Origin of the sequence: Poriferisphaera corsica, from assembly GCF_007747445.1 — a bacterium.
In the GTDB taxonomy this organism is placed as follows: Bacteria; Planctomycetota; Phycisphaerae; order Phycisphaerales; family Phycisphaeraceae; genus Poriferisphaera; species Poriferisphaera corsica.
The window spans coordinates 3,640,054-3,660,707 of sequence record NZ_CP036425.1 but is presented as its reverse complement, the minus strand read 5'-3'; the positions used below and the strand labels follow the sequence as shown (position 1 = coordinate 3,660,707).

Here is a 20,654-nt window from a genome sequence, read left to right as displayed (position 1 = left end):
ATCGATTTCAACTAACAAAAACAGCCCACCGTTTGGTGGGCTGTTTTTGTTAATCGGGGTGATAGGATTTGAACCTACGGCCTCCTGGTCCCAAACCAGGCGCTCTGCCAAGCTGAGCTACACCCCGTTGGGTGAGCGAGAATTATAGCAAAACCTGAGTAAAGCTCCAATTTGGCCAATAGAGGCTGAAAAGTCGCCTGATTTTTCCCCGTTTGGGGTGAGGTGATTGTGGGTATGTGGGGTAAAAATAAGGTTTGGCTGGGATTAGGCGGATTCGAGGTAGACGGTGAGGAGCTGGATGGCTGACTCGACGTCGTCTCGGTGAATGGTTTCGGTAACGGTGTGGATATGTTTGACGGGTGTGAGGAGTGTCATGATGCGGAAGCCTTGGTGGGCGCGTTGCATGGTGCCGGCATCAGTGCCGCCGCGGTACAGCATGGTGCGTTGGGCTTTGATGCTGTGTTTTTCGGCGAGTGAGGCGAAGTGTTCCATGAGTTCGTGGTCGACGATGGCGGCGCCGTCCATGACGTTGAGCCCGATGCCTTGTCCGAGGACGGAGGCGCGGTCTTTTTCGGGGACGCCGGGGAGGTCGCAGCAGATAGTGGTGTCGAGGCAGATGCCGATGTCGGGTTTGATGATGGTGGTTGCGGGGCCTGCGCCGCGGAGGCCGACTTCTTCTTGGACGGTGAAAACCATGTGGATTTCACAGGCGTTGTTTTTGATTTGGCTGAGGGCTTGGATGGCAATGTATGCGGAGACGCGGTTGTCGAGACATTGTGCGGTAATGAGGTCGCCGATTTCGAGGAGTGGTGCGTTGAGTACGACCATGTCGCCGATTTTGATTTGTTTGTTGACATCTTCGGGGGTGAGGCCGGTGTCGACGATGAACTCGGAGACATCGGGGATTTTCTTTTTGTCGGCTTCGTCGGCGATGTGGATGGGTTTGCCTGCGGGGTTCATGACGCCGATGACATCTTTGGTTGGATCGTTGACGTCGGGGCAGATAGTGACGGTGCGGGCAAAGAGGTTGCGTGGGTCGAAGCCGCCGACGGGTTGGAGATAGATGAGGCCTTTGGAGTCGATGAATCGGACGAAGAAGCCGATTTGGTCCATGTGTGCAGCGATCATGATTTTCTGAGGAGGTGTGGATGAGGAGGATTTTGGTTTGATGATACCGTGGAGGTTGCCGAGGTTGTCGACGTGGGTTTCGTCGAAGATATTGGCGGATTGATCGAGGATGAATTGGCGGATGCGGTGTTCGCGGCCTGCGACGCCGGCGGTTGTGGTCAGTTGTTCAAGTAGTTGGGTATTCATCACAACAATATATCGCTACGCGACTGGTTTGCCAGTGTTTTGTGTGGTGTACAAGAAGAGATTCGCTAAGCGTTGTGATCGTTACAGGTTGACGGGGTGGGGATGGTTTGCTGAGAAGTTTGTTTGGTGATGGGGGGTGTGTATCGGTTAATTGGTTTGGTAATGAAATGGAGGTTCGTATGAACAGGCATGATCCAGGGAAGCGAAGAGGGTTGTGGTGGTGGATATCACGTGGTGTGGTGAGTTTTGCGTTGATGTTGTGTGTGGCATTAACTGTGGGGTATATGTTGTTGCGGAGTGAGCCTGCGCGGTATACGGCGTATAAGGTGTATCTTGCGGATCAGCCTCGTGAGCAGCGACTTGAGCATGCAGAGAAGTTAAAGAAGACAATCGAAGCGATCTGTTTGTCGGATATAGATGAACATCAACAGGTGGTGCGTAATGCGGTAACTGAGGATGACGATGATGCTATTCGGAAAGATGATGCGGGGCAGTTGAAGGCGATACGAGATGTGGTGTTGAACGGTGGTACAGAAAACGATATTGCTAAGGATAAGCGCGTTGATCGAGTGGAGCGGATCAAGTTAACGCAGCGGCAGGTCAATATGCTGGTGGAGGAGGAGTTGGATGGGATACTCAAGAAGCATGGCTATCGGATGCCACGCGAGGTGACAAATCCGCTGTTAGAAGTGGGGAGTGAACGTGTGCAGGTGACGTTTGATTATGTGGGTGAGCGGCTGACACAGAATTTCACGGTGGATATGGGCTATACGATTCGGCGAGATGGGGTTGTGGTGTTGGAGATGGATGCGGTGGATGCGGGGCGATTACCTGTGCCAGCAGAGAAAGCGGCTAAGTTGGCGAGAAAGCATGGTGGTCGATATGAAGATAAGCTGCGTGAAGTTGAGGCGATGTTGGATGAATTAAGTCATTTGGAAATTCGGCCGGCGATCAAGATTAAACATGGTCGGATGGTGAGTGTTGAGGGTGTGCGAGTTGTGAATGGGGATGTTGAATTGGCGATTCGTGTGCAAGATGGCCAGACCTACCGGGAGCAAAAGAAAACAGCTCAGGCATTTGTGCGCGAAGCTGTGGTGAAGTACTAAATTTGTTGAGGCTAATGGATGGTTAGGCTTTATCTGTCCAGCAGAAGTGCTCAATCGTTTTAGCGAGATCTATGTCGTGGTTAGTGACTTTATTGTCAGCGTCGTGTGTATTGAGTGATATCTTGACGATGTTGTAAGTGTTCTTGATTGTGGGGTGGTGATTAGCGGCTTCTGCTTCGAAACCAACACGTATGATGAAGGACATCGCTTCTTTAAAGTGTTTGAAGTGATATTTTTTGGTGATCTTTGAATCATCATATGACCAGCCGGGGAGGTGGGTGAGGGCTTCGCTGATTTCTTTTTCGTTTAGTGGGTTGGGCATGTCGAATTCTCCATGAGTGTTATTGCGTAGGCGGTAGGTTTATATCGTTGTGAATTTGTTACGTTATTGTTTGCGTGCGATTTGTTCGGCTTTTTCTTTGATTGCGTTGCAGCGAGATTCGATGAGGTTGTGCAGGTATTTGTTCATGAAGCCGATTTCCATGAGTCGGCCGATGGCCCACATGGGGACTTCGTACTGGATGATATCGTTCATGCGGGTGTGGATGTCGTCGATTTTCTCAAAATAATGATCGTGGGTATAGGATTTAAAAGCACCTTCGACCATGACATCCTGTAGGTGAGTGGGTGATGTGAGTGCTGTGATTTTCGAGACAAATTTCTGCTTGATGCCGAAATGGGTGGATTCCCAAGTGATTTGGTCGTCGATCTGGAGCATGCCGGATGTTTTGCCGCCGATAATGCGTTCTGAATTTGTGTCGAGAGATTTGTGAAAATCGACATTACATGCGAGTTCGAAACAGGTTTCGATCGGTGCGGAGATAACGGTCTGGATGTTCATTTCATTGGCAGCGATGGTTGCGATTCCTGAAAAGTAATGAGTACGGACGAAACTGTCTGAAAATCTCGATTTGTCATGCTTTATGATGAGGTTTTTTTGTTTGGATATCAAGGGTTTTTGTGAGTAGGAGGTTTGGATTGTGTGTGCGCGGGGTTTTGGAGTTTTGGTGATTGGGGGGTGAAAATCCTAACGTGTGGGGAGGTTTTTTGGTTTGTGTAACTAGCCGATTGATGGGATATGGAACGTGTTACCTTCCATAGGCGGGTAGACCTGAAGGCGGGTTGGCTCTCATCGCAACGGCATGGTTTTTTAGCGGCACGATCGCAGTCGCTGATTGTGTTGTTGTCTATTGGCTTGATAGGATTGATGCCGGTGATGTGGGGTGTGAGGCAGATGCTGGCGTGGGAATCGATGTGGCTGGGAAGCGTGGGAGGGATCGTCGCAGTAAGTGTGGCGATGGCGTTAGGCGCGATCTATGTTTATCGGTATCGACGGTATCGTGTACAGGTTGCGACGGATCATGCACGGTTTGGAGATGGGTACACACAAGAGATCTCGATCAACCGGCATGGAGTTCGGTTTATGCAGACAGGAGAGGCGCAGCTATTTTATCCGTGGTGGCAGGTTGGGTATAGCTGGCAGCGGCGGCGGCTGGTGCTGCATCTGTTTTTATCAGGACATGTTTTACGCGTGAGATATTCGGATTTATCACCACGACAGATTGAACAGATCAAGGGTTGGATTGAAGCCGCGAGGCAGCCATACACGAAGTGCAAGCAGTGTGGGTATGATCTGCGAGGTTCGCATGGGCCATCTTGCCCAGAGTGTGGGTGCGAGATACCGGCCCATCATGTCCCGACGTTTTAAGATGAAGGTTTAATATTGTCTGATTAGGCTTCGCTGGGTTGAGCCCAAGGTGCGAATGTATCGCCGATGCCGCAGGCGAGGTAGCCGCCGTCTACGACGATGGTGTGGCCGTTGACGAATTGACCTGCACGGCTTGCAAGATAGACGGCTGCGCCAGCGATTTCGTCGCTTGTGCCGAAACGGGCCATGGGTGTGTTCTCGATGATGCGGCGGCCGCGATCTGTACCCTCGATCATTTTGCGATTGATATCGGTGGGAACGAATCCGGGGGCGATGCCGTTTGTGCGGATGCCGTACTTGGCCCATTCGTTCGCGAGGCTTCGGGTAAGGCCCATGGTTGCGGATTTGGCTGAAGCGTATGCGGTGACTTCAGTGAGCGAACAGTAAGAAGCGACAGAAGCGATGTTGATGATGCAGCCTGCGTGTTGTTCGCGGAAGATGTGAGCGGCGGCTTGTGAGGCGCGGAGTGAGCCGGTGACGTGGATGTTGTAAAGATTGTTCATCTCATCAGCGCTTAGATCGGCGGTTGGTTTCTTGCACATAATGCCGGCGGAATTCACCAAGATGTCGAGAGAACCGAACGTGTCGATGGCGAAATCGACAGCTTTTTGAACAGAGTCATCGTCGGCGACATCAAGTGAGACACCTGCGGCCATGGGGATTTCATCTGAATGTTCGAGGATAGTGTTGAGTTCTTGGGCCGCTTGTTCAACATTTGCGAGTGTGCGTGAACCGACAACCACTTTGCAGCCGTGCTCGATGAACACTTTTGCGATGGCTTTGCCAATTCCAGTGGCGCCGCCTGTTACGAGTGCGACTTTGCCGGTGAGGTCGAAGAGTTCGGTTGTGATGCTCATAGGGTTAGCTCGCGTGTGAAAAAAGCGTGATGATTCAGAATCGTATATCCCCCCCCTTATAGGAAGGATAGCGGATTCTATGCAAAGGGGGAATGGCTGAAAGTTCTTGTGGTGAGATTGTTGAGGTGATGGTCGAAGAATGCAAAATGATGGGCGATTGTGTTGATCGGACTGGTATGCATGAAAAAACCCGCTGTAAAAATAGCGGGTTTGTGTTGGTTGTTTGAAGTTGATTATTGTGTTTGAGAGTTTTTGTGTGCTGTGTGGTCGGTGGGTTTGCGGTATTTGCGGAGGTCGAGTGATGCGAAGTAGTCGATGGTTTTTTGGAGCCCTTCACTGAGCGGGACTTTGGGTTCCCAATCAAGGTGCTTCTTGGCCAGGGTGATGTCGGGTTTGCGTTGTGTGGGGTCGTCAGCAGGGAGAGGCATGTAGACTAATTTGGAGTTAGAGTTGGTTTGCTTGATGACCATTTCGGCGAGTTCTTTGATGGTGAATTCGCCGGGGTTGCCGAGGTTGACTGGGCCGATGAAATTATCGGGGCCGTGCATATGCTTGAGGAATCCATCGATGAGGTCGTCAACGAAGCAGAATGAGCGTGTTTGCGAGCCGTCGCCGTAGATGGTGATGTCTTCGTGCTTGAGTGCTTGGAGGATGAAGTTGGAGACGACGCGGCCGTCGTATGGGTGCATGCGTGGGCCATAGGTGTTGAAGATACGGACGACACGGATGTCGACATTGTTTGAGCGGTGGTAATCGAAGAAGAGCGTTTCGGCGGCGCGTTTGCCTTCATCGTAACAAGAGCGAACGCCGATAGGGTTGACGTTGCCACGGTATGATTCGGGTTGCGGATGGATGTCGGGGTCGCCGTAGACTTCGGAAGTTGAGGCTTGGAAAATGCGGGCGTTGCAGCGTTTTGCGAGGCCGAGCATGTTGATTGCGCCCATGACGGAGACCTTCATGGTCTTGATGGGGTTGTATTGGTAGTGGACGGGAGAAGCGGGGCAGGCGAGGTTATAAATTTCGTCGACTTCGAGCCAAATGGGATGTGTGACGTCGTGGCGTACGAGATCAAAGTTGGGTGCTGTGAGAAGGTGTGCGACGTTGGATTTCTGGCTGGTAAAGAAGTTGTCGAGGCAGATGACGTCGTGGCCTGCTTTGACGAGGCGATCACAAAGGTGTGACCCGAGGAAACCGGCTCCGCCTGTTACGAGGACTCGTTTCATGATTTCTGACATTGTGTTGAGCTTTCAGGTGTAGGATTCGGAATGAGTTGCGGATTATTTCGAGAGTTCGAAAGTCGCGCCAGCTTTGACGTCGAAGGAGACGTTTTGGCCGATCATGAAATCGGATGCTTTTTGGAGGTCCATGAGTTTCGCGTGGATGACTGCACCGCCAGCATTGACGATGAGTGTATTTGATGCGATGTCGCCGCCGGTAATGCGTCCTTGGATGCGGCGAGGACGGCCGCTGACGGGTTCGATGTATTTACCGCCAGCGGTGATGACGTCGATGCGAAGTGCATCTGCGCGGATGATGCCGTTGATGACTTCGCTGCCGGTGTCTGGGATGTCGCCAGTGGGGACGAGTTTGATCTGGTAGTCCGTGCCGGGAACTTTGAGTGTGACGAAGTTGTCGTCTTGCGGGATGAGTATGCCGAGGGATTCTGGGCCGGTGATGATGGGGGCATCGCTCATTTGGATGGGCTCCGTGTGTCAATGTCATAAATCGAGCAGGTCACATGTTATGCGTGACGATGCAGTGCTTGTAGGGCATAGGATATCGGGAAGGCGGGTAGATGGACAGTTGAGGCAGGTACGGAAGGGGTTATAAGCATGATTTTCACGAAGTTGAGGCAATTCTCTACAATATGGATATGCCGGAATTGCCAAATAAGCATGTAAATCCAGAATACTGCACTGATCATTTGATGACAGATTATGCGCATGTGGGGCTTTATGACGTGAAAAAGCGTCATGCATGGATCGCCAAGAAGCGGAAGGGGCAGAGCCCGATTCGTGTGTCTCACGCACGCTTACTCGTTGGTGGCACGCAAGATACATCAACAATCTCCAAGGATCAGTTTGTGTGTTATTGGTTTCATCCGCCAAACACAGGAGAGGGGTTTGTTCATGGTTACCCGATTGAGTGGGATGAGGGGCAATTGATGGTGCGATTGGACCCATATTGGGATTTTGCAGCGAAACTGTTCATTAATCCGGCTGAGACAGCGCGGGTGGAGAAGAATATTGATAATCAAATCCGTTCAGCGACTCATTTGATGTCACTGTATTTACAGAATCCGCCGAGTTATCCGTTGTCGCTGCATTTGGTGGGGCCGCGGGCGGCGGATTCGATGTTTTATATGAAACGATATGATCCGACAGCGATCAGCGAAGAAGAAATTATTTGATAATTTCTGTACTCAAGATCATTCTAACCGAAATAGCAATAAGATTTTACGTCATATAATCCGGACAGGGCAGGGCGACTGATGATCGGTTAGCCATGATGAAACTAGGAATTGGAGCCTTGTTGTGCCACACACTACGCAAGCTTATCCGAATCGCTCACTGACTTCTGCTGAGCTTGATTGGCATTGTCATGCGATTGCCCGAATTAACGCGGACTATCAGCGATCGGCTGACACGCATCTGCTCAAATTGCAGTTGCCTTGTTTTCAGGGATCGACGTTATATTTGAAAGATGAGTCGATTCATCCGTCGGGATCATTGAAGCATCGCTTAGCAAGGTCGTTATTTCTTTTTGGACTTGCGAACGGGAGTATCAAGCAGAATACGACCATTATCGAGGCGTCGTCGGGGAATACGGCGATCTCGGAGGCATACTTTGCACAACTGTTGGGGTTGCCGTTCATTGCGGTGATTCCTGAGAAGACAGCACAGGAGAAGATTAAGAAGATCGAGTTTTATGGGGGTAAGACGCACAAGGTGCCGCCTCACAACATTTATGATGAAGCTGCGAAATTGGCGAAGGATCTGAAGGGTCATTACATGGATCAGTTCACCTACGCGGAGCGCGCAACTGATTGGCGAGGCAGCAATAACATTGCAGAGCGATTATTTGAACAGATGCAGCTGGAGCCGAATCCACGGCTTGATTGGATCGTGATGTCGGCTGGCACGGGAGGGACGTCTGCAACGCTGGGGCGGTACATCCGCTATCAGCCCAATCTATATAAACACACACGTTTGTGTGTCGTGGACCCCGAGCATTCGGTGTATGCGGATTACTTTACGACAGGCAAGAAAGACCTGTCTTCGAAATACAGTTCGCAGATCGAAGGGATTGGTCAGCCTCGGCCACAACCCTCGTTTATCACCTCCGTGATCGATACGATGCTAAAAATCCCAGATGCTGCTTCGATTGCCACAATTCATTGGCTTGAATCCATCCTTGATCGTAAGGTCGGTGGCTCCACGGGGACGAATGTTTATGGGGCTTTGAGGTATATTGCTCGAGCTTCGCAGGAATCTAAGCCGATCAACGTGGCGACGGTGATTTGTGATCCAGGGTCACGCTATCTTGATACCTTCTATAGTCCCGATTGGCTCAAATCACATCGTATAGATTTGCAGCCTTACCTTGATCAATTGAACAATTTCGAGCAGACAGGGCAGCTTGAGCCGGTATCCACCTGACCTGCTGAAACCGATTTTTCCAGCTACAATGGCATTATGAGCAACGAATCTTCAAAATCGTCACCCGTTATCAAGCCTTGGGAACATGCAAAAGCTGGCGAGGGTTCAGCCGCAGACCCGTTGGCGGCTCGTTTTGTCGCATCGCTCGACTACGATACCCGTCTATACAAGCAGGATATCGCTGGTTCTCGTGCGCATGCCGCGATGCTCCATGCTCAAAATTTACTCACTGATGAAGATTTATCCGAGATCAACCGGGGCCTATCCGAAATCGAATCTGAGATCGACGAGCAAGGTGACAACTGGTCAGGTTGGAATGTCGAGCTTGAAGATGTGCATATGTGTGTTGAAGCTGCTCTTGTCGCTAAGACAGGTGACGCTGGCCGCAAGCTCCACACGGGACGCTCACGGAACGATCAGGTTGCGTTGGATCTTAAGCTTTGGATTGCTGATGCATACCACAGCATCGATAAAAAATATACGAATCTCATTGAAGCATTCATCTCGCTGGCTGAAAAAGATGGCGAAGTTGTGATGCCTTCTTATACGCATCTTCAACGCGCTCAGCCGATTGTTGCAGGTGGAGAATTGATGGCTTGGACGGCTGCAATTGATCGCGCTCAGCAACGTCTTGCTGCTCTCGTTCATTCATACCCAGAAAATCCGCTGGGTTCTGGTGCGATTGCCGGCTCATCGTTGCCGCTCAATCGTGATATGACCGCTGAAGTGCTTGGGGTTGGCCCAGCGTCGATGAACTCCATCGATGGTACTGCATCACGCGATGCTGGTATCGACTTTGTTTATGCACTTTCCATGACTGCGATGACGCTCTCTCGTTGGGCTGAACAATGGATCATCTATGCTTCGACTGAATTTTCATTTATCAAGCTTGATGATCTTTATACGACTGGTTCATCGATGATGCCGCAAAAACAAAACCCGGACATGCTTGAACTCGTCCGCGGTAAGGTATCTGGTGTTTACGGCCAACTCATCGCCTTACTTACCATGACCAAAGGTATCACCATCGGCTACAATCGCGATCTTCAGGAAGATAAACGCTTTATTTTTACAGCCTATGATGCGGTATGCGATTGCCTTGATATGGCAACCAACATCGTCAAAACCACACGTTTTAAAGGCGAGCATATCGCAGCCAAGCTTAATGAAGGTTTCCTCGATGCAACATCGCTTGCAGAGTACCTCGTGAACCGTGGCGTCCCTTTCCGTACATCACATCAGATCGTTGGCTCGCTCGTTCGTAAATGCCAAGCTGACAATCTTACCGAGCTTTCCGACCTGACCATTGAACAGATGGCGAACGCATCGAAAGAATTTAATGTCACTTTCGATAAAGACGTATACGATTGGCTTACGCCACAAAACGTCGTGAAACGTTACCAATCTTCCGGTAACTCAGGCTTGCCAGGATTTAAAGCTCAGCTCGCCCATTGGAAAAATGTTCTCGCCAATAACGACAACTAATATGTGGTTAGATTTTGCTGTGTGAAATATTCAGAATGACACAATACTGATACCCCCGTTTAAGTCTTTATTCTTCGGGGGCAGGAGTTAGCCTTGCTCGTACTCACCGTTTTACAAGGACCGGAAAAAGGTCGTCGCTTCGAACTCCCAGCTAACGAGCCGCAGCAGATCGGGCGTTCGTCTGAAGCGCTGCCGCTTAATGACCAGACTATCTCACGTCGCCATGCAGAACTCACGCCTGACGATGGGTCATGGTACATACGGGATCTCCAGTCTTCTAACGGCACATACGTCAATGGCAATCTTGTGGCCAACAAGGTTGTTCTTCGTCCGGGTGATCAAATTCGTACTGGTACGACCCTACTTCTTTATGGCAACGAACCTCAGAAAAAAGCAACACCCGTTCGTCTTGCTGGACGCGATGAAATCGACATCTCCGTCGAGCATACTGTTGAATCCAACGATGATTCCATGATCATGTCGGTTCCTTCGCCTGGCTCAGAAGCAGAGTTCCAACTCAAGGTTATCTACGAACTCACCTCTCTCATCGGCACCGTCTCAGATCGGCAACAGCTTCTCGAAAAAGTTATGGATGTGGTGTTTGATTACTTCGATGCGGATCGCGGTTTTATCTTATTACGCACGAATCCAGACAAATCAGATGAGCATTATGACCCCGCGGTGATTCGTACCAAAGCTGCCGGCGGCAAGCCTGGTGATGATGCAAAGCCAATCGCTATCTCGAAAACAATCGTTCGATATGTGATTCAAAAAGGTGTCGGCGTCCTTTCTGCTAACGCGATGAACGATGAACGTTTTGCAACCGGTGATTCCGTTCAGTCCTACGGCATCCGTTCCGCAATGTGCGTGCCCATCAGATTCAAAGATCGTATTTATGGCGTCATTCAAGTCGATTCCATGATCAAGAATTACACCTATACCGAAGATCAACTCGCGCTCCTGACGACAATTGGTGTACACACCGGTCTCGCTCTGGCGAACGCTCGGCTATACGAAGCTCGTCTGAAAGCGGAACGCCTCGCAGCTGTCGGTCAAACCGTTGCCTCGCTCTCTCACTCAATCAAAAACATCCTTCAAGGCATGCGTGGTGGTGCTGAAGTTGTCGAACTGGGGATGCGTAAGAACAATGTGAAGGTGCTTCGAAATGGTTGGGATATCGTGGCACGCAATCAGCAGCGTATCTACGAACTGGCCATGAACATGCTCGCTTACTCCAAGCAGCGTAAGCCTGAAATTGTCATGACCAATCTACCGCAAATTCTTGAAGAGATCGTCGTGCTCATGCAGCAGTCGTACGATTCTAAGCATGTCGCTTTGATTACAGATTTCGATACTGATATGCCTCCAGTTCCTCTCGATCCTGGCGGTGTTCATCAAGCTGTTCTTAATCTCGTTAATAATGCACTTGATGCCTGTGAGCCTGAAACCGGTGCGGTGACAGTAAAAGCTGAATATCTCCCAGAAAAAGAGCTCGTGCTTATTCAAGTGCGTGACAACGGCATCGGCATCCCCATCGAAACCCAAAAACGTCTCTTTCAGCCATTCCACTCAACAAAAGGTCTTCGTGGTACCGGGCTCGGCCTCGTTGTGACTAAGAAGGTTGTTGAAGAACATGGTGGCCAGATTAAAATCGAAACAGGTGAAGACAGCGGGACAACATTCCTTATCCTCTTGCCAACCAATACCGCCCATCAGCCGCATTCCGCTGATACGCAAGGCCCATTTTAATTCACGTACGTGTTATAACTACTGTTAGTAAGATAGATTTCGAATGCTTCGATGATTGAATCGTCTCTCAGTCGGGCATCCTACGGCCAAAATTCTACACATGAGATGTATATATTCATTTCCTTTTTGTCATCAATGACCATTTCCACCGTTCACGATTTGTTTGCCTCAATGAAACAGTATGAATCTGTATATATATGGATTGATTTCGCCGTTGTTATTCTTCGTGATGTAGTTTGATAATTCGCGCGACCATATTAGGGATAAATTAGTCTATATATGGTTTATTTTTATATAAGAAAAGAGATGCAAACAGTGGGCATACCTTGCATCTCTTTCGGGGGCATAACATCATCGCTGCTTGCATATGATTACAGCAATAATGCATGAAACTTTAGTTTTATCAATTTTTGAATGGGTATTTCCATATCTAACACGCTTGAATCTACAAGCTATAAAAGTCAGGTGGATGTCATACAAAAAGAATGGTTTAAGTTTTATCTTAAAGAGATCCTTTTGTGTTTTACCTGTATCGGCTACCTGCACTAAAAAAGTAAACCGCTTTTTGTAAAAAAACGGCAAAAAAAGATCATCTAACCATGCGATAGCGCTATCGCATGATTAGACGCCTTTTTCGACTATATATTCTTAATAATTTATGTCTTTATATAGCATATTTGTTTCATTATTCAGTCTTGGATTTGCTTATATAACAAAATATAAATCACAGTTTTGATGACGAAGAATCGTTTGGACAAAATTAGGTATTGAAAAAATCGACGTAATTTAGTGCAATATCATCATGTCAGAGACGTTATTTATTCGTACGGTTTCTGTTTTATTGACGAAATCTTCGAGTTGGATGGCGAATATGAACACTTTACTTGAGCCGCTTAAAGCATCAGATTTCGATTGGTACCATGCAAGACATTTGCTTTGGCGAGCAGGCTTTGGGGGAAGATACGAAGAAATTAAAGAATATGAGGATATGGGCCTGGATCTGGCGGTAGATCAATTGGTGGATTACAGCAACATCAATCAGCAGCATGTAGAGCAACCAGAAATTGATCCAGACAATATCAAGCCACTAACCAAAGAGCAGCGGCAGAAGCAATCTCTAGCCCGCAAAAATAAAGATCAGGAGATGCTCGCACAGTTAAAGAAGCAGCGGCAACAGCGGCAGCGAACTGATCGTGAAGATTTTAAGGAACTTCAGGAATGGTGGCTTGAGCGGATACAGCAAACCACGCGTCCACTTGAAGAAAGGCTCACTCTGCTTTGGCATTCGCATTTTGCGTCCAAACAGCAGAATGTTCGTGATGCATATCTCATGTATCAGCAAAATCACTTACTGCGTGAAAACGCTTCCGCGTCCTTCGACTTGCTCGCGAGTGAGATTATTCACGATCCAGCCATGATCAAGTTTCTCAACAACAATCAAAATAACAAGCGAAAACCGAATGAAAACCTTGCTCGTGAGCTTATGGAGCTATTCACGCTTGGCGAGGGGAACTATACCGAACAGGATATCAGTGAAGGTGCTCGTGCGCTGACAGGCTACACCTATCGTGATAATGAATTCGTTTTCAATAAACGGGTGCATGACGATGATGCCAAAACGATTCTGGGGCAGACTAGTACTCATACCGGCGATGACTTCGTTCGTATTCTCCTAGCCAAGCCACAGTGTGCACGTTTCATCGCCTTTAAAATTTACCGACATTTTGTAGCGGACATCTCCGATCAGGGGCAAGACTGGACGAAAGATCAGACGAGCATCATCGGCCAACTCGCTAGAGCACTTCAGACGCACAAATATAAAATCAAGCCAGTTCTAAAATTACTCCTCAAATCGCAGCATTTTTATGACCCCGCCATTGTTGGCCGCAAGATCAAAAGTCCTGTGCATTTGTTTGCAACAACAACCCGGTCACTGCGTACGCCAGATCTAAAGGCATCAAAACTACGTAGCGCCATGCGAACTATGGGGCAGCAACTTTTCGAGCCACCCACTGTCGCAGGTTGGGATACCGGTCAAGCATGGATCAATACCTCTACACTCTTGGCCCGCCACAATCTTACCACCACGATGATCACCGCTGGCGGTAAGCGGAATCAAAAAACCTTCTCATATGATCCGAAATCGCTATTAAGTGGGTTGAATTTACAATCTGCCTCAATTACGCAGATTGCAGATAGAGTCGTCGATATCACGCTTGGCAACATATCCGCTGCCCGAAGACGGCCTCTTTATGATTTTCTCGCTTCTGAATCAAAACCAACCTCACGTCAATCACTAATCAGTCTTTTGCTATTAGCCACGACCATGCCGGAGTACCAACTCTGTTAGTTGTTTTCTGCTGATATAGAACGACAGCCAATCAATCATCATGTGAGATGTTGCCATGCCCAATAAGATTAATAACTTTACTCGTCGTGAATTTCTAAATACATCGCTTGTTTTAGCTTCGACTGCAGCGACGGTCCCCGGTTTTCTTCTGAATTCATCAAATCTTATGGCCGCGGAGCATGCTAAAGCTGGTACAGCATCGTTACCCGGTATCCCGGAAGATCGTGTACTCGTCGTTATACAACTCTCTGGCGGCAATGATGGGCTCAATACCCTCATCCCATACGGAGATGACCATTATTATAAAGCTCGGCGGCAAATCGCGATAAAGCAGAAAGACATATTAACTCTCGATACGAATCACGGTATCGGCCTTCATCCCGGCATGCGTGAATTGCACAGCCTTGCACAAGCTGGCCAGTGTATTGTGCTGCCCGGTATTGGCTACCCCAATCCTAATCGCTCCCATTTTGCCTCAATGGATATCTATCATACAGGCGACACGCTAGATCCCCGTGGCCATGGTTGGCTCGGTAAAGCAATCGATCAATCTTTTCAAAAGCGTCAGCCGAAAAACCCATTCTCGATCATTAGCCTAGGATCCGCAGCGCCAACCGCTGTCCAAGGGAAACGTGCCAAACCGATCACATTTAGCAACATCAACAGCTTTAAATGGGGCGCAAAAGGCCGTAACGCCAAACTCGATCAATATTACGATCAAATTCAAACGCAAAGCGTCAATGACACAGCAGGTGATCCTGCGCTAGATTTTGTCTATCGCACTTCTTTGGATGCACACATCGCCTCCGATCGTGTACGAAAAGCTGTTTCGCGTAAGCCTAAAACCAAGTTCCCTAATAACAAGTTAGCTCGCCAGCTTCAGCAAGTCGCCGCCATGATTGCTGACGATCTCCCAACGCGTGTCTATTACGTGACCTTAGGTGGCTTCGACACCCATGCCAACCAACTGTATCAGCATCAAAAATTGCTATCGGAATTCTCTGCCGCAACAAGTGCTTTTCTAAGTGAACTTCAAGCGACCGGTGATAGCAACCGGGTCATGACGTTGGCCTTCAGCGAATTTGGTCGGCGTGTTGAGCAAAATGCATCCAGTGGTACCGATCACGGTGCCGCAGGGCTCATGTTTGTGCTCGGAAATCACCTCGCCTCTAACTCAATCGGCATTCATGGCCAATACCCCTCGCTAACGGATCTTCATAAAGGCGATCTCATTTTCAATCAAGATTTCCGTAGCGTGTATGCTGATCTGCTCGATAATTGGATGAAGCTCGACGCCACCGCTTCGCTCGGTAAGCAATTCAAACATACAGGCCTTCTTAGCCGTAAAGTCATGAACTCCTAGGCTTCTCAGGATCATGATCAAGCTGCAAATATCGATATCTCGAAACAACTCGATCGAATCTCATATCAATAGATGATGACCGTGGCACCACACCCATATACCATCACAATTGCGACCCAATGACGCTGCGTAATACCTTATACGTTGTCGCAATTGGCATATCACCTGCCACATCCCCGTCAATTGTTGTGCCTATGGTATTTCTCGGTATCATTGCATGATCAAAATGACTAGCATTTTCAGATGGCCACTGTCACGCGACTGTTTGGCGTATCCGTGCTACGGAGTATTGTATGTGTGGATTCTTAACCGTTATCGGTGACGTCGAAAAAGAGAACTTCGATCTCGCATTAGATACGATTGAAACACGCGGCCCCGATGATCGTGGTGTTGTTCAATATAAAGATCTTACCTTCGGGCATCGTCGCCTTGCCGTCATCGATATCGAGGGTGGGCATCAACCCATGCAATCCCCCGATGGTCGCTTTGTACTTGTCTACAACGGTGAAATCTACAACTTTCAGCAGCTCCGCGAAGAACTCGCCTCCCAAGGCGTCGTCTTCGAAACAGACCACTCCGATACTGAAGTGCTTCTCCTTGGGCTACAACATTGGGGCCCGGATACGCTTTTACCAAAGCTAGATGGTATGTTTGCATTCTCTGTCTACGATAAACAGGGACGCGTGCTGCATGCCGCCCGAGATCGTTTTGGAATCAAGCCTTTCTACTATTCAACCCACAACGGCTTCATCTCAGCTTCGACTCTTGCACCGTTCTGGAAGCTCCCCGATTTTCCACGCAATATTAACTATCACGCGCTAAGAGAATACCTCGCTGTTCATTTTATTCCCGCACCGCTTACCATCCTCCGTGATGTTCACGCGCTAATGCCCGGCCATCATCTCAAGTGGCATCACGACAGCAATGAACTAACCATCAAACCTTTCTGGTCAATCCCTCACGCGGATCCAGCTCAAGATTTAACGCTCGATGAACTCGTCGAAATAACCGATCATGCGCTCTATGAATCCGTTAAACGTCAGCTTGTTGCCGATGTCCCCGTTGGTGTATTCCTTTCCGGCGGCATTGATTCATCGCTCATGGTTCATTACATGACCCGTGCATACAAAGAAAGCAAACGCACAGAAAAAGTCAAAACATTCACCATGACTTTTCCCTTTGCGCGTAAAGGGTATGACGAAGCAAAGTACGCGAAACAAGTTGCCGATTTACTTCAAACCGAGCACACTGAGATTAATGCGAAGGATATGACGCAGGATTTCTTTGTCGAATCGATCCAAAATCTCGATCAACCCTTCGCCGATTCAGCATACCTCCCATTACGCAAACTTTGCTCACACATGCAACAATATGTGACCGTCGCGATCGCGGGTGATGGCGGTGATGAAATTTTCTGTGGCTATCCCAGATATCTGGAAACAGAAGACATGTTTCCTCCAACTGCAGCAAATAAGCTGATTAAATCACTTGCAGATCTAAATCTCGTCCCCGGCTCACTTCGCAGGCGAGCATTGTTTGGGAAAGATCGGCTCATCTGGAATCACACAAAGCTCGGGCCTTTCAAAGGCACACGCAAGGATATGTATCAATTCCTAACGAATGATTCCATCCGCCATGCCGACCTGAAAGATACCATGAAGCACTGGGTCGATCTCGCCGCATCTTTCGCAGATCCGATCGATACTGATGCACTGATGCGTGCTGACCTCCATAAATATCTATCCGACGATTACCTCACGAAAACTGATCGTGCTTCAATGGATTTTAGCCTTGAAGTACGTGTGCCAATGCTGGGCAACCCCGTCACGGACGAGGTTCTCATGCACCGTGTTGCCGCTTCGGGTTTAAGTGAAGATAACCTCAAGCCTGTTCTCAAAAAACTCGCCGACAAATATCTTCCTCGTGAAGTGTGGGATCGTCCAAAGCATGGCTTCTCCGTTCCAATCTATGACTTCATGACCACGGAGTGGAAAGAAGTTACCGCCGATTGGGTCGATCGTTGCGAGCAGATCGCCCCATTCCTCAACAGTAAAGAAATCAAACGCCGGTATGCAAAGCTACAGTCTGGCCGCAAAGATTCACGCAGCATGATCTACGCCGTCATCACACTTCTTGGCTGGCTCGACAAACATCCAGTTGACGCATAAGTTATTTTTACAAGGCGAAACTATCTATGACCACCACACCCGACTGGATCTACGTTGGCCGCAATAGGCTTCACCGATCACGAGCAAACCTCATCCAAACCCTCAATACAGTGGCCGCGCTCACAGAGATGGGGCTATCCATCCGCCTTTATCTTCCTCCTTGGCCGACTGATAAAATTACGATTGATAAGAAGCTCAATGACCTATTCATACCCACAAAAATAGATGCCGTTCGTTCACAACTGCTTCACCCACGCTGGAAGTTTTGGCCATTCATTAAATGGAACTACAAAACACTCAAGCAAGCCAAGCAACGCTACACGCGATCCGCAGAAATCAGCATCGCTCTCGGTAAAGCCAAGCTTTCTCATCATCTGGAGATTCATGATTTCTTTGCTCTCAAAGAGAAAAAGCAACTCGACATCATCCTCAAAATGCACGCCAACAAAACCATCGGCCTGCTGATCTCTATCACCGAAGCAACACGTCAAATGCTCATCAATGAAGGCGCCGATCCATCACGTATTCACGTCGCGACATCAGGCGTTAATCTGCACGCATTCAACAATGTCTCACCATTCAACCCGCAAACACTTAGCCAGCCCAACCTGGTCTATATCGGCCGCATGTCGAATGATTATGGCCGACATATTTTCCAAGAAATTGCGCAAACAACGCAATACCAGATCACACTCGTCGGCGGATCCAAAGAAGACGAATCACCAAACATCAGTATCAAACCCTTCGCCCCCTATCATCAGGTCATCGATTGGCACGATCGCATGTCCATCGCCTTAATGCCATACCAACCCTCACTCAAGCGCATCGAGACACTCAGCCCGATGAAGCTCTTCGAAGCTTTCGGTGCCGGTCGGCCAATCATCGCCAGCGATCTGCCAGTCATCCGTGAAATCATCACCCATGAACACAACGGCCTGCTCGTCGATCCCGCCAACCCCAAAGCATGGATCGATGCGATACAAAGATTGCAGAATGATCCTGCATTAGCAGTAAAGCTTGCCGAAAACGCAAAAGCCTCTGCCCTTCAATACGCTTGGCCCGCCCGAGCTAAAGGTATCGTCAATGCTGTAAACGCGCTACAACCTGTCTAGCCGCAATCAGCGTCCTCAATTAATAATATGTCCAGTTCCCAAGGTCGTGATCAATCTTGCTATGATAATGCACCTATGTGTAATGATACCCATCCAAATCTCACCGCACTCGTCAAGCAATCCGTAAAGGAAGTATATAAACAGGATCGGCGTAGTCGTGTTTGGCTCGTCGAATACCACGGCAAGCCTTACGTGATAAAGCGATTCGAATACATCCCATTGCGACAGATTCTAGGTTGGATTATCGGCTTACACCCCGCGCAAATTGAAGCACGTCGTGCAACGCAGCTCATCAAGCAAGGCCTCCCCGCCCAGCCAATCGTTGCTGCAAAATTGATTAACGGTAAAGCCCATCTCCTAACCGAATTTGCCGGCCAGCAAGCTTATCAAGAACTAAAATCAGGTAATTTTGCATCGTTTGCCAAACGCAAACAGATCCTTCAAGCCATCAGTCGGCTCATGCGTAAACTTATCACCAGCGGCTGGGTCTTTCGCGACTGCAAATTAAGCAATATGATCATTTCCGACAAAGATCGATCGATAAAACTGATTGATGTTGGTAGTTTCAAGAGGAATTGTAGCCGACGTCGACGTCTTAACATGATCCGTATTCTTGATGATACAGCCAAGCGGGCCAATCTCTCCCGCGCAGAACGCTTGCGTATGGCCATCTCAATGGGCCTCAATGATAAAGAAATTCGCGAGCTCGCAACAAATCCGCAACGCACCTCAACCGGATACTAATCATCAGTTAGAATTACCCATGGAAGCCGTGTCGCAAAACTTCCAAATAAAATCTTGGGTTCAGCCACCGGTTCGGCACTTTCGCAAATTCCTCATGCTTCGCAATCAAATCATCCACCATCTTTGGATGTGACCCTTTGAATTTCTTCAAAAACGGGTATCGTTCGATAAACCGACCGAATTTATTATTCTTTCTACGCTCTTTTTCCGCTTCATCAAGCGTTCCCCACCACAACTTCTCTACCATCTGGAATTTCTCATCCAGATCTTCCTTCGACTTTACCCACCCATAGTGAAACACTCTTGCTCGCTTCGCAAACACATTGTGCCCAGCCTTTGCAGGCGTTGCCGCCCACTGCACATAACTCCCCAAATGATTCTTATCCAGGTACCCATCATTTTTCGGCCCCTCATAGTTCGGCAATCCCGGCCCGCACGCATCACCAAATATCCGTGTTGACCCATCCAGCCGCATCACGCGACACGCTTTGTGATACATCCACGGATCAACCGTTTTATAATCCAGCACAAAGTGATGATACCGAAACTGCAACGCCTTCACCTTCGGCACATCTTTCCAATGTACCATCGAATCCGCCACCGCCTTCAAGTCGTCCTCATGGATCACTTCATCCGCCTGGATGTAAAACCCCCACGTCAACCCATTCTCCTGAGCTACTTTCTCCGCCGCATCTAATGCCTTGTTAGCTTCAATTGAAAGCACGGTCCCATCAATCTGTACCGCTGGCCACTCTGTCTCCACGATCACAAATCGTTCCTTTGCGATCGGCAGATCAGGATCATTCTTGATCGATAGCACCCGCTCCATCGTGTCGTCTTCACTTTTACCAACCGCAAACACAAACCAGTCACACAGCGGCAACACCGACCAGACCGCAGCTTCCACCGGGTATTTCAATTTCGAAAAGTTGCACCCAAATGAATACCCGCAAACACCGCCGCTACCCTCCACAGCAAACGCATTTCCCAGATTTTTTGCTTCTTTTTCACTCATCCCCACATTGTACCCCACCCCCCA

The 20,654-nt window shown here is 48.7% G+C and carries 19 protein-coding genes and 1 tRNA gene; 12 read left to right on the top strand and 8 right to left on the bottom strand.

Annotation, left to right across the window (positions count from 1 at the left end):
• Nucleotides 1–53 precede the first annotated feature (53 nt).
• Nucleotides 54–127, bottom strand: a tRNA-Pro gene (locus KS4_RS14950).
• Nucleotides 128–264: 137 nt separating this feature from the next.
• On the bottom strand, nt 265–1,314 hold the full coding sequence (locus tag KS4_RS14945) for a M42 family metallopeptidase (RefSeq protein WP_145079932.1): 1,050 nt from the start codon (nt 1,312–1,314) through the stop codon (nt 265–267).
• A gap of 179 nt (nt 1,315–1,493) precedes the next feature.
• On the opposite strand from KS4_RS14945, the gene KS4_RS14940 reads away from it, so the two are divergent.
• The gene (locus tag KS4_RS14940) at nt 1,494–2,420 is read left to right on the top strand and encodes a hypothetical protein (RefSeq protein ID WP_145079906.1); all 927 of its coding nucleotides are present in this window, start codon (nt 1,494–1,496) and stop codon (nt 2,418–2,420) included.
• Between the two features lie 22 nt (nt 2,421–2,442).
• Here KS4_RS14940 and KS4_RS14935 read toward each other — a convergent pair whose 3' ends face one another.
• Both KS4_RS14935 and KS4_RS14930 read right to left on the bottom strand, forming a co-directional pair.
• A complete protein-coding gene (locus tag KS4_RS14935; RefSeq protein WP_145079903.1) occupies nt 2,443–2,742 on the bottom strand; it encodes a 4a-hydroxytetrahydrobiopterin dehydratase in 300 nt (99 codons plus the stop codon).
• Nucleotides 2,743–2,805: 63 nt separating this feature from the next.
• On the bottom strand, nt 2,806–3,261 hold the full coding sequence (locus tag KS4_RS14930; RefSeq protein WP_145079900.1) for an SRPBCC family protein: 456 nt from the start codon (nt 3,259–3,261) through the stop codon (nt 2,806–2,808).
• Between the two features lie 237 nt (nt 3,262–3,498).
• On the opposite strand from KS4_RS14930, the gene KS4_RS14925 reads away from it, so the two are divergent.
• Nucleotides 3,499–4,128 carry a hypothetical protein gene (locus KS4_RS14925; RefSeq protein ID WP_145079897.1) on the top strand — a complete coding sequence of 210 codons (630 nt, stop codon included), beginning with the start codon at nt 3,499–3,501 and terminating at the stop codon, nt 4,126–4,128.
• 23 nt (nt 4,129–4,151) lie between these two features.
• Here KS4_RS14925 and KS4_RS14920 read toward each other — a convergent pair whose 3' ends face one another.
• On the bottom strand, nt 4,152–4,985 hold the full coding sequence (locus tag KS4_RS14920; protein ID WP_145079894.1) for an SDR family NAD(P)-dependent oxidoreductase: 834 nt from the start codon (nt 4,983–4,985) through the stop codon (nt 4,152–4,154).
• A 92-nt stretch (nt 4,986–5,077) separates the two neighbouring features.
• On the opposite strand from KS4_RS14920, the gene KS4_RS18045 reads away from it, so the two are divergent.
• Entirely contained in the window at nt 5,078–5,212 is a 135-nt protein-coding gene (locus tag KS4_RS18045) for a hypothetical protein (protein ID WP_261341876.1), read from the top strand.
• 6 nt (nt 5,213–5,218) lie between these two features.
• Here KS4_RS18045 and KS4_RS14915 read toward each other — a convergent pair whose 3' ends face one another.
• Nucleotides 5,219–6,208: a UDP-glucuronic acid decarboxylase family protein gene (locus KS4_RS14915; protein WP_234698815.1), complete on the bottom strand. Its 990-nt coding sequence runs from the start codon at nt 6,206–6,208 to the stop codon at nt 5,219–5,221.
• Between the two features lie 54 nt (nt 6,209–6,262).
• On the bottom strand, nt 6,263–6,679 hold the full coding sequence (locus KS4_RS14910; RefSeq protein WP_145079891.1) for a hypothetical protein: 417 nt from the start codon (nt 6,677–6,679) through the stop codon (nt 6,263–6,265).
• A gap of 179 nt (nt 6,680–6,858) precedes the next feature.
• On the opposite strand from KS4_RS14910, the gene KS4_RS14905 reads away from it, so the two are divergent.
• The 9 genes from KS4_RS14905 to KS4_RS14865 all read left to right on the top strand — a co-directional run bounded on the left by KS4_RS14905 (nt 6,859) and on the right by KS4_RS14865 (nt 19,615).
• The gene (locus KS4_RS14905) at nt 6,859–7,395 is read left to right on the top strand and encodes a hypothetical protein (RefSeq protein ID WP_145079888.1); all 537 of its coding nucleotides are present in this window, start codon (nt 6,859–6,861) and stop codon (nt 7,393–7,395) included.
• Between the two features lie 124 nt (nt 7,396–7,519).
• Nucleotides 7,520–8,644, top strand: a complete 1,125-nt coding sequence (locus KS4_RS14900) for a PLP-dependent cysteine synthase family protein (protein ID WP_200761321.1) — start codon at nt 7,520–7,522, stop codon at nt 8,642–8,644.
• 36 nt (nt 8,645–8,680) lie between these two features.
• On the top strand, nt 8,681–10,129 hold the full coding sequence (gene argH / locus KS4_RS14895) for an argininosuccinate lyase (protein WP_145079885.1): 1,449 nt from the start codon (nt 8,681–8,683) through the stop codon (nt 10,127–10,129).
• 93 nt (nt 10,130–10,222) lie between these two features.
• Nucleotides 10,223–11,878 carry an ATP-binding protein gene (locus KS4_RS14890; protein WP_145079882.1) on the top strand — a complete coding sequence of 552 codons (1,656 nt, stop codon included), beginning with the start codon at nt 10,223–10,225 and terminating at the stop codon, nt 11,876–11,878.
• 871 nt (nt 11,879–12,749) lie between these two features.
• Entirely contained in the window at nt 12,750–14,228 is a 1,479-nt protein-coding gene (locus KS4_RS14885; RefSeq protein WP_234698814.1) for a DUF1800 domain-containing protein, read from the top strand.
• A gap of 55 nt (nt 14,229–14,283) precedes the next feature.
• Nucleotides 14,284–15,591, top strand: a complete 1,308-nt coding sequence (locus tag KS4_RS14880) for a DUF1501 domain-containing protein (RefSeq protein ID WP_145079876.1) — start codon at nt 14,284–14,286, stop codon at nt 15,589–15,591.
• Between the two features lie 293 nt (nt 15,592–15,884).
• Nucleotides 15,885–17,759, top strand: coding sequence for an asparagine synthase (glutamine-hydrolyzing) (gene asnB / locus KS4_RS14875; RefSeq protein ID WP_145079874.1), 1,875 nt, complete (start codon nt 15,885–15,887; stop codon nt 17,757–17,759).
• 26 nt (nt 17,760–17,785) lie between these two features.
• Complete coding sequence (locus tag KS4_RS14870) at nt 17,786–18,871, top strand: glycosyltransferase family 4 protein (protein WP_145079871.1); 1,086 nt, start codon at nt 17,786–17,788, stop codon at nt 18,869–18,871.
• Nucleotides 18,872–18,946: 75 nt separating this feature from the next.
• The gene (locus tag KS4_RS14865) at nt 18,947–19,615 is read left to right on the top strand and encodes a BUD32 family EKC/KEOPS complex subunit (RefSeq protein WP_145079869.1); all 669 of its coding nucleotides are present in this window, start codon (nt 18,947–18,949) and stop codon (nt 19,613–19,615) included.
• A gap of 13 nt (nt 19,616–19,628) precedes the next feature.
• Here the strand turns inward: KS4_RS14865 and KS4_RS14860 are convergent, their stop codons facing one another.
• Complete coding sequence (locus KS4_RS14860) at nt 19,629–20,630, bottom strand: hypothetical protein (RefSeq protein ID WP_145079866.1); 1,002 nt, start codon at nt 20,628–20,630, stop codon at nt 19,629–19,631.
• Nucleotides 20,631–20,654: the final 24 nt, after the last annotated feature.